At 68.4% G+C, this 12,418-nt stretch carries 14 protein-coding genes and 2 pseudogenes; 3 read left to right on the top strand and 13 right to left on the bottom strand.

Annotation, left to right across the window (positions count from 1 at the left end; all coding sequences use genetic code 11):
• Positions 1 to 269: 269 nt before the first annotated feature.
• From AB0K21_RS22345 to AB0K21_RS22330, 4 genes and pseudogenes are all read right to left on the bottom strand, one after another.
• The gene (locus AB0K21_RS22345; RefSeq protein ID WP_343976889.1) at positions 270 to 482 is read right to left on the bottom strand and encodes a hypothetical protein; all 213 of its coding nucleotides are present in this window, start codon (positions 480 to 482) and stop codon (positions 270 to 272) included.
• 10 nt (positions 483 to 492) lie between these two features.
• Complete coding sequence (locus tag AB0K21_RS22340) at positions 493 to 963, bottom strand: hypothetical protein (protein WP_343976892.1); 471 nt, start codon at positions 961 to 963, stop codon at positions 493 to 495.
• A gap of 132 nt (positions 964 to 1,095) precedes the next feature.
• A pseudogene (locus tag AB0K21_RS22335) lies at positions 1,096 to 1,452 on the bottom strand (transposase); the annotation flags it as partial.
• A 62-nt stretch (positions 1,453 to 1,514) separates the two neighbouring features.
• On the bottom strand, positions 1,515 to 2,669 hold the full coding sequence (locus tag AB0K21_RS22330) for a transposase (RefSeq protein ID WP_364152719.1): 1,155 nt from the start codon (positions 2,667 to 2,669) through the stop codon (positions 1,515 to 1,517).
• 148 nt (positions 2,670 to 2,817) lie between these two features.
• Between AB0K21_RS22330 and tnpA the strand changes: the two are divergent.
• Positions 2,818 to 3,095, top strand: a pseudogene (tnpA, locus tag AB0K21_RS22325) (IS200/IS605 family transposase); the annotation flags it as partial.
• Here tnpA and AB0K21_RS22320 read toward each other — a convergent pair.
• A complete protein-coding gene (locus AB0K21_RS22320) occupies positions 3,064 to 3,576 on the bottom strand; it encodes a transposase (protein WP_364152716.1) in 513 nt (170 codons plus the stop codon). The pseudogene tnpA and the gene AB0K21_RS22320 overlap by 32 nt on opposite strands.
• Here AB0K21_RS22320 and AB0K21_RS22315 point away from each other — a divergent pair.
• Both AB0K21_RS22315 and AB0K21_RS22310 read left to right on the top strand, forming a co-directional pair.
• A complete protein-coding gene (locus AB0K21_RS22315) occupies positions 3,489 to 4,226 on the top strand; it encodes a hypothetical protein (RefSeq protein WP_343981441.1) in 738 nt (245 codons plus the stop codon). The two genes, AB0K21_RS22320 and AB0K21_RS22315, sit on opposite strands and share 88 nt — an antisense overlap.
• A 557-nt stretch (positions 4,227 to 4,783) precedes the next feature.
• On the top strand, positions 4,784 to 5,641 hold the full coding sequence (locus tag AB0K21_RS22310) for an NAD(P)H-binding protein (RefSeq protein ID WP_343981445.1): 858 nt from the start codon (positions 4,784 to 4,786) through the stop codon (positions 5,639 to 5,641).
• Positions 5,642 to 5,839: 198 nt separating this feature from the next.
• On the opposite strand, the gene AB0K21_RS22305 is transcribed toward AB0K21_RS22310, so the two are convergent.
• From AB0K21_RS22305 to AB0K21_RS22270, 8 genes are all read right to left on the bottom strand, one after another.
• Positions 5,840 to 7,444: an ISL3 family transposase gene (locus tag AB0K21_RS22305; protein WP_343981448.1), complete on the bottom strand. Its 1,605-nt coding sequence runs from the start codon at positions 7,442 to 7,444 to the stop codon at positions 5,840 to 5,842.
• 321 nt (positions 7,445 to 7,765) lie between these two features.
• The gene (locus tag AB0K21_RS22300) at positions 7,766 to 8,230 is read right to left on the bottom strand and encodes a protein-tyrosine phosphatase family protein (RefSeq protein WP_343981451.1); all 465 of its coding nucleotides are present in this window, start codon (positions 8,228 to 8,230) and stop codon (positions 7,766 to 7,768) included.
• A gap of 353 nt (positions 8,231 to 8,583) precedes the next feature.
• Positions 8,584 to 9,570, bottom strand: coding sequence for a LacI family DNA-binding transcriptional regulator (locus AB0K21_RS22295; RefSeq protein ID WP_343981454.1), 987 nt, complete (start codon positions 9,568 to 9,570; stop codon positions 8,584 to 8,586).
• A gap of 180 nt (positions 9,571 to 9,750) precedes the next feature.
• Positions 9,751 to 10,020, bottom strand: a complete 270-nt coding sequence (locus AB0K21_RS22290) for a hypothetical protein (RefSeq protein ID WP_343981457.1) — start codon at positions 10,018 to 10,020, stop codon at positions 9,751 to 9,753.
• Positions 10,021 to 10,161: 141 nt separating this feature from the next.
• Positions 10,162 to 10,710: an NUDIX hydrolase gene (locus tag AB0K21_RS22285; protein WP_343981460.1), complete on the bottom strand. Its 549-nt coding sequence runs from the start codon at positions 10,708 to 10,710 to the stop codon at positions 10,162 to 10,164.
• A 19-nt stretch (positions 10,711 to 10,729) separates the two neighbouring features.
• Positions 10,730 to 11,107, bottom strand: a complete 378-nt coding sequence (locus AB0K21_RS22280; protein WP_343981463.1) for a DUF952 domain-containing protein — start codon at positions 11,105 to 11,107, stop codon at positions 10,730 to 10,732.
• A 53-nt stretch (positions 11,108 to 11,160) separates the two neighbouring features.
• Positions 11,161 to 11,721, bottom strand: a complete 561-nt coding sequence (locus AB0K21_RS22275) for a GNAT family N-acetyltransferase (RefSeq protein ID WP_343981465.1) — start codon at positions 11,719 to 11,721, stop codon at positions 11,161 to 11,163.
• A gap of 57 nt (positions 11,722 to 11,778) precedes the next feature.
• Complete coding sequence (locus AB0K21_RS22270; RefSeq protein ID WP_364152707.1) at positions 11,779 to 12,105, bottom strand: SMR family transporter; 327 nt, start codon at positions 12,103 to 12,105, stop codon at positions 11,779 to 11,781.
• Positions 12,106 to 12,418: the final 313 nt, after the last annotated feature.

Genomic DNA, 12,418 nt, shown 5'->3' with positions numbered 1-12,418 from the left:
ATACCGGCCCACGCGAGTTACGGCTTGACGTGATTTATCCTGGCACGTTGGCCGCTCCCTCGCGACGGAACGACGGCTCGGAGTCGCGTTGGCCGTGCCCCCGAACGCGCGGACATATCGACGGGGGACATCGCCCCGAGGTGCCGGTAGCGGACAGGGCAAACGTTGCGAATCGCCGTATACAGCTCGACCTTGGTCGCCGATATGCGCATGGGGCCCCCAAACGGGAGAAGCGCACCGACTCTCCCACCGCAAGAACCCCACTGCCGTCAAAACTCGGCGACATCACCCCTCACCACACGAAGCCGCCTTCCCTGCCCCAGCAACAAACGCCTCCGCAACTCACGTACATAGCCAGTGATGCCCAGCGTGACAGCGATGTCGCGGATCCGTGCCTCTGGAGCGCGAGCGATCGCGATCAGCACGTGGGCGTGGTGGGTGATGAACGTCCAGGTGCCGCAGCTGTCGTCGGTTGCGTTCACGGGGGTGCGGTCAGGCTTGGTAGCGGCGGGCGGCGGTGTCGGGGCTGACATCCAGAACGGCAGCGATCTCGTCCCAGGTGGCGCCGGTCGCTCGGTCGGCGGCGACGGCGGCGGCGGCCAGGACGGCGCGGGCCTGGGCGAGCAGGGGCAGGGCGGCGGCGGTGTAGCCGGCGATGGGCCCAGGCTTCCAGCCGGTCTGCTGAGTGGGCGGGGCGAGGTCTTCGGCGTGCAGGTCCAGGGCAAGCTTCCCGGCTGCCTGTGCGAGGCGTTCGGCCTGGTCGCGGATGTGACGGCGCTGCTTGCGGGTGTCGTCCTGGCGTTGGTGGCGCTGGGTAAGGGGGCGCCAGCGTCTGGCGCGCGTGCGGCCGAAAGCCCACCGGCAGGCGTCGGAGCAGTACTTGCGGGGCCATCCTCCGCGGCGGTCCGCTGGAGGGGGCAGCGGCGCCTCGCAGTTCAGGCACTGCTCGGTTCGAGATCCCATGAGGACGCTCACCAAAGGGGTTTCGTGGTCGCATGGCTGCGGATCAGGCTGTCTCGTTTGCTGGGTTGTGAGACAGGTTAGCCCGCACCGGCGCGGTCACGAAACCCTTCCCCAGGAGGTCCTGGCGCGGGAGCTGCGGGTGAGGCGGCGCGTCATCTGGATGATCGCCGACCAGGTGATCATGATTTCGCTGTGCTGCGGCAGCCGTTCATGGTCGCGGATATTGCGGCGGGCGCGCAGCACCCACGACAGGCTGCGCTCCACCACCCAGCGTTTGGCCAGCACGACAAAGCCCTGGGCGCCGCGCGGCCGGGAAACCACCTTGACGGTGAGGTCCAAGAAGGTGCGCGCCCACTCGATCAGCGATCCCGCGTAGGCGGAGTCGGCCCAGACCAGGGTGATCTCGGGATGGGTCAGGCGCAGCCGGAACAGCAGCTCGCGGGCGCAGTCCCGGTCGGGGGTGTCGGCCGGGGTGACTATCACCATCACGTCAGCTTCTCGGCCGTAAACGACCGAGCTTGCAGCTCCTCGCCGTCGATGGGTTCGACGGTTCAGGCCGCGTCGTCGGCAGCGTGACTCACTGCCCAGCCCGCCACCCCGCGCGAGGCGATGTTGCGGGCCGCGTTGACGTCGGCGTGCTCAGCGAAGCCGCACGACGTGCAGGAGAAGGTCGCCTGGCCGGGCCGGTTCCTCTTGTCCACGTGCCCGCAGGCCGAGCAGGCCTGCGAGGTGTAGGCCGGATCGACGTGGACAACGGCGACGCCCTGGCGGGCGGCCTTGTAGGCGATGAAGGAGCCGAGCTGGTGGAAGCTCCATGAGTGCAGCGTGACCCGCTGGGGCTTGCGGAGCCGTACCCGGTCACGGATGCCCTGGAGGTCTTCCAGGGCGATGCCTTGCCCGGTGCGTGCAGCCTCGGTCACGATGCGTTTGGCGATGATGTGGTTGGTGTTCGCGGCGAACCGGGCCTCGGCCCGGCGACGCCGCTTCAGCAGCCGTTTGGCGGATGTGGTCTGCTTGGCCTGCAGACGGCGGCGCAGCTCGCGGTGACGGTGGCGGACCGCGTTCAGGGTTTTGCCGCTGTGGCGAACCCCGCCACTGGTGGTCGCGATGTTCGCGATCCCCAGATCCACCCCCAGGAATCCGTCCGGGGCGGCGACCGGCCGGTCGGGAATATCGCAGGTGGCGATGAGAAACCACATACCGTCGCGGTACAACAGGTCCGATTCGCCCCTGCGGTGGGCGGCCAACGTCTGGAGCTGCTCGGCAGAGGCGGTGAACGCCACGTTCTTCATCCGCCCGGCGATCGTCCAGATGCTCACTGTGCGCGCGTCCAACTGCCAGGACAGGCAGCGGTCGTCGAACGGGTGGGCCGCGCCGGGGCGAAAGACGATCGGCGTGGCCAGGGCCCGCTCGCGCCGCGCGGAACCGGGCCTGCCCACGTTGCCGTTGCGGATATTGGCGTGCAGCGTGGCGTAGGCGTCGGCGACCTTCTTGACGACATGCTGCGCGGCCTGAGCCGCCAGCCGGTAGTCGTCCTTGATCTGCCCGTAGGCGTGCCGGCGCAGGTCGTAGTTGCGAAACACCCGCCGCTGGTGGGCGAGCGCCGCCACCCAGGTGGCCGCGGCGTTGACCGCGCGCAAGGTCGCCTCCAGCGCCGCCGCCTGCTCGGGCGTCGGCAGGAGTCTCACCTGCACCACCAGCTTCACAACGCCCAAACTATCCTTTGGCCCATGTCACCGTGATAGGAATCCGACCTGCGCCGGGGCCGGGGCCGAACCGTTGTCCGCACGCTGCGCGTATTCGGTCTTCACACCCGGGTATCGGTGCGGGGTCTTCACCGGCGAACCGCCGCGCCGCTGCGAAGAAATCATGATCGAGGTGTGCGGCTTGTTGAGTTCAACGGCGAGCGCGACCATGTCCGCCTGCTCGTCGACTGCCCGCCCAAGGTCGTCCTTGCGGCCCTGGTCGATTCCCTCAAGGGCGTCTCGGCCCGCCTGCTGCGCAAGGAGTATCCCGCTGTCCGCAGGTATCTGCGGGGCGGCCGCTTGCGGTCTCCGTCCTACGTCGCCGCCTCCCGCGGCGGCGCCCTTTTGCGCCTTGTCAAGAAATACATCGAAAACCAGGAGCGCCCGGACCAACGACCGGACGTTCACAACCCCAGGACCGGGAAGCGATTCCTCCCGGGCGTGAACACCCGGGGTTCCTCGCTAGATAACGCTGAAGCCCATCCGGATCGACCACAAGATGTCGCTTCCTCCCATTGATGCGTTTTGCCGGGTCAAAGCCGCGAGTGGCCTTGCTGACCGTTTCCGATCCCTTCACCGACTGCGAGTCGACGATGAGGGTGACCGCACTAGGACAGCGACCCTTGCACAGCCGGATCGCGCGGCGCAGCTGGTCCCGGATCTGGCTGACCACCCCCTGCCGCGCCCAGCGCGCGAAGTGCCCGTAAATCGTGGCCCACGGTGGGAAGTCGGACGGGATCACACGCCAGGGCGATCGACGAGAACGGCCGGCTGACCCACGTGGGCGACATCGAGGACAAGTTCGAGGCCGCCCACCGTAGGGGCTGGCGCCTGGTGGCGCCCCGGGAGAACCAGGGCGATCTCGCAAGCGCCCGGGACCCCGCCGCGATCGTCTTCGCCGACGATCTCAAGGACGCCGGCAGGCTCGCCAGACGCTGGCGCACAGGCCGCGCCCTCGTGGCGCTCGCGGTGGTCTTGCTCCCCGCGGCTGCCGGGTATGGCGTCTACCGGTACACCGTCACTGATATCCCAAGGCTGAGAGCCGACGCGACCACGCAGACCGGTGCGGCCGCCTTCGAAGCTTTCGTCCGTTCGCACGAACGCCAGATCGTCTACATCGACATCAGGTGCGAGTCCTACGCGCCGGATGCAAACACGTCGGATGCAAAAGAGATCGATCCGCGATCGCACTGCTGGTTCCAAGGGCAGGACAACTACAGCGACGAATCCCCCACAGCCTTCTTACTGAGCACCTTCTCGCACGCCGCAACCGCCTACGAATGGTGGAACGGCCCCTCCCACGACTCCTGGGCCGGGCAGGGCGTTCTCCTCACCTACTTTCCCCAGAAGCCGGTCGGCAGCAGCACGTTCTTCACCCAGAACAACGGAGATGGCAGCAGCGGCCCAGGCGGCCTCGAAGCGAAAGGCTACTTCGAGATCGTCATCTCCGGAACCGGCGCCGTGGGCCCGCCTGGCCTGGACATCGTGGACCTGCGCCCACGCTCGGCGCCCTCCTGAACACCCACACCGCACGGCACCCCGCCGCCGTAAACACTGGGCACGCAGGTCAAACCTGCTCGGGTGACAGCCGCCTGTGGCGGATGCCCGCCCCGAGCAACTCGGCGTGGGCGTCCATGGTTGCGTCGGTCAGAAGCAGCAACAAACGTTCACGGGTTTGAGCAACGCCAGCGGCTCAACGGGCGAAGAAATGTCGATGAGATTCAGCAACAGTGCAGCGACCTTCGGTGTTGCCTTGCCTCCCCCTTCGCCTGAATGCGTGAGGGCGGGGACGCACTCCCCGCCCTCGTCGGGGCTCAGAGCCCCCCAGCTGTCGGCGTACACCCGAATGCGCACCGGCCGGTACGGCCCGGACGTGCGCCATTCCTTGGCTGGTTGGGGGTGTGCCGTGCAGAGCTCCGACGACGAGGTGGTGTCTCTCAACGTTTGAGCCTCTGATCGAACTGCCGCAAACGCCCAGGTGGGAACGTTCCATGTGCGAGGCTGGCCGGACCTGTCCTACTGTCCTCGGCAGCGGGCCCGCACCCATCGTTCGTTTCCACAGAGAGAGGTTCTCCATGACCATCCTCGTGACCGGAGCGACCGGCACCGTGGGCAGACACGTGGTCGATCGGCTCGTCGCGGCCGGACGACCCGTGCGGGCGCTCACCCGCAACCCGGAGGCCGCCGGGCTGCCCGACGGCGTCGACGTCGTCAAGGGCGACCTGAACCGTCCGGGCGAGCTGTCGTTCGACGGGGTACAGGGCGTGTTCCTCATCGCGGGCCTCTTCGATCCAGAGCACGCGACCGACCTGGCGCAAGCATTCGTCAGCCGCACCGTGGCGGCCGGGGCCGCCCGGATCGTGTCCCTGACCAGCTCTGGCGTCACGAGCCGGCGAGCCGGCTTCTACGAGACGCTGCACGCGGTGGAACAGATCGTCGAGAAGTCCGGGGCGGCCTGGACCCACGTACGGCCCGGCGAGTTCGCCGTCAACAAGCTCGACGTCTGGGGCGAGTCCATCCGGACCGAGAACCTGGTCCGCAACGCCTACCCCGACGGCATCGGCGTGCCGATCCACGAGGCCGACATCGCCGACGTCGCGGCGATCGCCCTGCTCGAGCACGGTCACGCGGGCCGGGCGTACGACCTGACCGGGCCACAGGCGCTCACCCACCGGCAGCAGGCGGAGGCGATCGGCGCCGGGCTCGGCCGTGCGATCGCGTTCGAGGGGCTGACGTACGGGCAGGCTCGCCGGGCCTACATCGAGGGCGGACTTCCGATGGAGGTCGCCGAGTTCATACTGGGCTACCAGGCCGAGTACGCGGAGGAGCCCCCGGCGGTCTCGCCCGCGTTCGAGCAGGTGACCGGAAGGAAGGGCCGGACGCTCGCGCAGTGGGCGGCCGACCACGCCGCTGAGCTGGACCCGGCCGCCTGACGGCCGACGGCACGAGGCGGGGCGGCGGGGGTCTCGGCCCGCCGCACCGCCCCTTCTGTCGGCGACGCCCGCCAGCGCCGCCCGTGATCCGGCGCCTTCGTCACGGCGCGCTGTCGCTCCCCAGTGAGCAGTGAGTGCGCCAGAACCACGGAGGGCTCAGGCGCAAAGTGTGTGACGTCGTGACCGACTGTGATTCCGTCAGTGACTACAGAGGATGATCTTTCGTAAGAGGTCGAGGTTGGCGCGGCCATATCGGCTGCGTTTGAGGGCCTTCACCCTGGTCACGTTGCCCTCGACCGTGCCAGAAGAGTAGGGCAGGGACAGGCCGTTGGTGACGGCGTCCAGGTCACGCTCGATGCCCCGGGCAAAGGAGTGCAGCTGGGGGATGTCGTCGGCGTCAACGGCGGCCAACCAGGCTTTGAGATCCGTCTGTCCACTACGTTCGCTCATCATCTGGGCGAACGTAGTGACGTGCCTGGCCAGGGCGCTCAGATGCGGGCTGCGAGCCAGGACGGCTTTGAGCCGGGTGTTCTCATCGTTGGTGAGGTGGTCGGGGTGGCTGGTGATCCAGCGGGTGGTCTCACGGACCGTGGGAGGTGGCGGTGGGAGATCGGGGGCGGTGACCGCGGTTCGCAGAGGCTCTAAGTAGCGGCGGACGGTGCGGCGGCTGCCGCGATAGCCGCGCTCGCGGAGTTCGGCATACAGTTGAGCGGCATTGATGATCTCGTCTTCGGTGACGCGTTGCCGCAGATAGGGGACGAATTCCTCGAAGGAACGGGTCCGGGAGCGCGGTCCGTTGATGAGGTGTTCGGCGGTGGCGGCGCTCGCGAACTTGCGGACGGTCTTGCGGTCCAGACCCAGCCGCTGGGAGATCGCCGAGATCGTCATGCCGCGTTCGGCGAGTTCACGGACGATGGCGTGACGTTCCCGGGTTCGGGCCGCCGTGTGTGACTCGGGCCGAGCCTTGGGCTCGATCACCGCTGGCGCGGCGGGCCCCGGCGCGGGCTCGGGCTCTGTCAGGTCACTGCGGTGCGTTCGGACGGCGGCCTCGGCTGCTTTGCATAAGTTGTTCCACAGATGCCAGCGATCAGCCACTTCGATCGCGTCCGGTGCCCCGGTTCTGGAGCCCTCGGCGTAGGCGCCGGCCCGGTCCCGGCAGATCACCTCGATGCCGGGATGCTCGCGCAGCCAGGCGGCGAAGGTGTCGGCCTGGCGGTCGTCCAGGACGTCGATAGGGCGGCCGGTCTCCACGTTGACCAGCAAGGTGGCGTAGGAGTGCCCGCGCCGTTTCGCCCAGTCGTCGACCCCCAGCACCGTGACCTGGCCGATCTCGGGATCGGGCAGGGCGCGGATCAGCCGGATCAGTGTGTCCCTCGACACCGTGACGCCGAGCAGGCCCAGCAATCGGGTGGCGGCCCGCCCGGCCAGCGCGAGCGCGAACCGCTCCAGCATGCGCCGCAGCAGGGAGGTGTTGCGGGCATGTCGCCTGGCCAGGCTGCTGATCGGCTCGGCAAAGGTTCGTACCTGGCAGGTCGGGTTGCCGCACTTTAAGCGGCGTACGGTCAGGTTGATGAGGATCTGGCGGCCGCCGGTCGGCAGGTCCTGCAGCAGTCGCCGGTAATGTCCGTGCAGCCGGGTCGACGGCGCCCGGCATCCTGGACAGAGGGCGGGCGCTCCGCCGGTCCGTGCCTGGATCAGCACATAGCCGCTGCGATCGACGAGCTCTTCCACGACCAGCTCGGTCAGGTGGGGGAAGAAGACCTGCAGGCAGGCTTCGCCTGCCGGGGGTTCGGCATGCTGCACAATGAACTCCGCGGCCGCTTGTTGACGATCACGTTCTTGGTCGAACCCGATCATCACCGAGCGGCCGCATTCATGCGCGTACCGTTACTCGATCGCGATCAGTCCCGGACATAGCCCTCTGTCGCGATCCGTGACCGCTTCACACACTTTGCGCCTGAGCCACACGCACCTGGCCGTTGACGAATGCCCTGGTGTGCGAAGAACCTCGGTATCCGCTTCAGTGCCGGATCGAAGTTAGGTGAGTAGTCGCTTCAGGCCGTCGCGCTCGAACGAGAAGTCACGGCAAGCCGCTCTGTGGAGCCCGCTGCTCGTCATGTTCCGTCACTGTGTGGGCGGCCTTGAGTCGGTATGTCTGGAGAACCAGGTCACCCAGCGGCGTTGCCAGGGGGTTTCGATCGCCCGGCGGTGGTAGTGCTCGCGTGTCCAGGCGATGGCCTCTTGAGGGGGCAGGCCGGTGAGGGTGGCCAGGCAGGCCATGACGGTGCCGGTGCGGCCTACTCCCCCGCCGCAGGCGACTTCGGCGCCGAGGCCTGTTCGTGCCTGTTCGTGCAGGTGGGTGATGGAGCGGGCGGCCGCGTGCTGGTCCGTCGGTAGCAGGAAGTCCGGCCAGCGGATCCATTCGTGGGGCCAGTTCAGGGTGTTCTGGTGGCGGCGGCGAAGGCGTGTGGAGCCGAGGTAGAGCGCTGTGTCGGGGGCCGGGCCGACGGGGGTGGGGTTGCGAAGTCCGCGGCCGCGGATCCAGGTGCCGTCGGGGAGGCGGGTCGCGCCGGTGAGTGGTGCTGTCATGTGGCGATTGTTGCTTATCGCCGCTTTGCTTCTCCCCCGAGATCAAGGGTGGTTTCACGGCGAGGTCCTCGATATCGACGCCTGTTGAATCGGCGGGCGCACGTGGTCTGCCTGTCGTCATCGCAAGGCGGGGCGAGGGCTGTGACGCCGGCCGGTCCTTTCGTGTACTGGTCTTGGAGCTTGTATCCGTTGGATTCTTCGACGGGGCTACTGGGCCTCCTGTCGTTCTCGTCTGCCCGGACGCGATCGGATCGTGCGCTTCGTCGCCGGCCCGTGGTCGTCGTCGGGGGCGCTCGGCGATGTCTAACCCCTGGTGAATTCGGGAAGGTCTGAGGGGGCCTCTTGCCCGGAGGTCAGCCGGGTGGGCGGGTACCGGTGCTCTCGCGGACGACGAGTTCGGGTTCGATCATGCGGTGCGGGGTGACGGTGCGGCCGTCGATACGTTCCAGGAGCAGCCGGAAGGCCAGGCGGCCGACCTCGGTGAAGTTCTGTCGTACGGTGCTCAGTGGTGGCCACAGGTAGGGGGCCTCGGGGACGTCGTCGAAGCCGACCACGCTGACGTCCTGAGGGACTCGGCGGCCGGCTTCGCGCAGGGCTCGCAGTACGCCGGTGGCCATGTGGTCGTTGGCGGCGAAGATGGCCGTGACCTCGGGGTCGCGGGCCAGTTGCCTGCCCAGGTCGAAGCCGGAGCGTGCGCTCCAGTCTCCGCGCAGGGGGTCGGGGATCTGGCGGCCTTCGGCGGTCAGGACCGAGCGCCAGCCTTCGACGCGGGCGCTGGCGTCGATCCAGTCTTCGGGGCCTGACAGGTGCCAGACGGTGTTGTGGCCGAGGCTGAGCAGGTGTCTGGTCGCTCGTACGGCTCCGGCCGCCTGGTCGACGGCGGCGACGGGGACGGGGAGGCTTTCGCGGGCGCCGACCACGACGGCGGGCAGGTCGGGTGGCAGGTGGTGTAGTCCGTCGGCGGCCGATTCGTGGGGGGCGACGATGACGACGCCGTCGACGGACTGGAAGCGCAGCCGGTTGACGGCCTCGGCGATGGAGCGGCGGTTGAGGGTGGTGACGTTGACGATGGTGACGAGGTAGTCGTGGGTGCGGGCGGCCTGTTCGATGCCGTGCAGGGTGGAGGCCGGGCCGTAGAGGGTGGTGTCGAAGCTGACGACCCCCAGGGCGCCCGAGCGGCCGGTGACCAGCGAGCGGGCGGCGAAGTTGGGGCGGTAGCCGAGTTCGCGTACCGCGTCCAGGACGCGGGCGCGGGTGTCGGGGCGTACTTTTTCCGGGGTGTTGAGAACGCGGGAGACGGTCATGGCCGAGACGCCTGCGCGCGCGGCGACGTCTTCCATGACGGCGGCTCTGGGCCGTTCGGAGAACGTTTGTCCGGATACCTGCTGGGTCACCCTGTCCGCCTTGTCGAAGTTACTCCAAGCGTATCTGAGTGTTTGCGTTAACAGTTCGGGGGCGGGCCTGTGTGGGAGGTGTTTTCCGTGGGAGCGCTCCCTTTTTGCGGCGGGAAGACGGAAAGGTCAGTGCGGAGGGGGCGGCGTGAGCTTCCTGACGAAACGGGCGGCGGCGCGGTGGCTCATGCCGGTCTCGCCCCGGACCAGGAAGACGGCCTGGTCGATCTGGCCGGTGGCTTTCAACTCCAGGGCCTGTTCCACGAGTTCGGGGCTGATCCCACCCCCGACCAGGGTGTTTCTGGGGTGCTGTGCCGCCCGCACCGTGAGGACGATCAGGGCGATGACCACCGCCACGACGACCGCCGTCAGAAGGAGGATGACGATCGGGTTCGACATGAGTCAAGCGTATCGTCCCAAGGTCATCGTGTGCGTGCTGGAAACGACCGGATCGCGGTGGTTCTTCGGTGCGGCGTCTCCATGGTGGTCGGGCGTCTTGCGGCCGGTCGGCGACGGTGCGGCCCGGCTCTGGCCGCTCTCTCAGGCCGCCCCGCGCAGCAGGAACATGGTGTAGGCCGCGATCGAGCCGCTGTCGGTGATCGCGCCGCGCAGGATCATCCGCTCCAGTTCGGTCCGTGAGACCCATTCCTGGCGCATGTCCTGCTCGGTGTGCTCACGGTCGGGGGCGCCCGCGGTCAGGTCGGTGGCCAGGAAGATGTCGAAGTGCTGACCCGTCGTGCCGTGGGCGTTGTCCAGGCGGCCCAGATGGGTCATCGAGGCGGCTCGCAGACCGGTCTCCTGGGTCAGCTCGGTGTGTGCCGTGACCAGGGGCGAGGGGCTGTCCTTGACCCCGCCCTGGGGGAAGTTCCAGGTGCGCCGCCGTACCGGGTAGCGGTACTCCTCCACGAGGTGGAAGCCGTCGTTCTCCATAGGCAGGACGAGGGCGAAGTCGATCTGGTCCACCACGCCGTAGATGCCGTGGGAGCCGTCGGGGCGTTCGATGCGGTCCTCGCGCACGCTCATCCAGGGGTTGGTGTAGACGACCGTCGAGTCGAGAGTGCGGATCGTCGGTCCGGGTACGTCGGTCATGGCGCGCAGCTTACTGCTGTCATGGCTCCGTTCGAGGTGCGTCGGCCTGGTTGGCGTCGTGCGGACGGTGCGGGCCGGGGCCGGGTGGGGCGAAGGGCGCGACGGAGGTCACCGCGGTGACCGGTATCGGCCCGTAGATGTGCGGGAAGGCCTCGGGTGAGTCGGCGGGCACCTCCATGCGCACGTCCAGTCCGCGGGGGTCGACGCTGAGCAGTACCAGGGGGGTGGTGACGTCGCGGTAGAAGCGCTCCACCACGCCGCGTAGCTGTTCGTGGCTCGCGCAGGCGTGGATGAAGCCCTCTTCGTCCAGGGTGCGGCCGAGGGTGGAGATGCGGTACTCCCCCGCTCGCAGGGCGGCGTCCCAGTCGGCGGCCAGGGCCAGGTGCAAGATGGTCATCGCAGACATGGTGCCCTGCGGGCGGGGTGTTCTTCAACCGGAGGCGGGGGGCGTCACTGCCGGGCGCGCCACTCCCGCTGCAGGATCGCGTAGTCGAGTTCGCTGGTCCATTCGCCCTTGACCATCTCGTTGTCGATCAGGTGTGCCTCGCGGCGCATGCCCAGTTTCTCCAGTACGCGGGCCGAGGCCGTGTTGCGGGCGTCCAGGCGTCCGATGATCCGGTGCAGGTCGAGGCCGTCGAATCCCAGCTCCAGCAGGGCCAGGCCCGTCTCGGTGGCGTACCCCTTGCCGTGGTGGGCGGGGTGCAGGACGTAGCCGATCTCCCCGCTGCGGTGGGTGAGGCTGTGCCAGATCAGCATGCCGTCGCCGATCAGCTCGCCGGTGGCGGCCAGTTCCACCGCCAGTGTCAGGATCTGGCCTTCCTCGAGCAGCTCCGTTTGGGTGATCTTGGTTTGCAGTGCCTCGTGGGTCTGCTCCCGGCTGCGTGGTTCCCAGTACAGGTAGCGGGTCACCTGCGGCAGTGACTGGATGGCGTGCAGGGCGTCGAGGTCGGCCGGGGTGTAGGGGCGCAGGGCCAGGCGGCCGGTCCGGATGGGGTAGGTGGGTTTCAGCACCGGGTCAGGGTAGGTCAGGTGTTCGGTGGCGGGCGAGGCGTTATTCGCGGCGGGGGGTCAGTGGGGGCTGCCGGCCAGGTTGAGTACCACGACTCCGCCGATGATCAGGGCGATGCCCGCGATCTTGGCGAGGCTGATCGTCTCGCCGAGGAACAGTACGCCGATCGCGGCGATGGCCGCGGTGCCGGCTCCGGCCCAGACCGCGTAGGCGGTGCCGACCTCCAGTTGCAGTTTCAGTGCCTGGGCCAGCAGGATGAAGGCGGCGGCGTAGCCGGCGACGACCAGGGCGGCCCAGCCTTTGTGGGCGAAGCCGTCGCTCAGTTTGAGGGCGGTGGTCGCCGCGATCTCGGCGATGATCGCCCCAGTCAGGATCAACCACGCCATGACCACTCCCCCAAAATCGGCACGAACGTATCATTTCATCCGGCCCGGTGTTCCGGGGCCGTGCCGGTCGTCCGGCGGTCTCGTGCGGCAGCCGCCACAGGGTCTTCTCGCGTGAGGGGCGGCCTGGTCGTGAGCGGCCCGAGCGGCGGCCCCGGGCACGTACGGACCTCGATCGACGACAGCCCGCTGGTCACCGGTAAGGCCTGGCGCGGTCAACAGCTCGGAGCCGGCTGGGCGGCTCATGGGCCTACGATCTCAGTGAGGCGGGCCGAGCGTCGTCGGCCGGTATGTGGTGAGGGAAGTCGCTGAGCGC

Origin of the sequence: Streptosporangium sp. NPDC049248, assembly GCF_040678965.1 — a bacterium.
In the GTDB taxonomy this organism is placed as follows: Bacteria; Actinomycetota; Actinomycetes; order Streptosporangiales; family Streptosporangiaceae; genus Streptosporangium; species Streptosporangium fukuiense.
The sequence above is the reverse complement of the archived record's forward strand: the minus strand, read 5'-3'. Positions and strand labels throughout refer to the sequence as shown.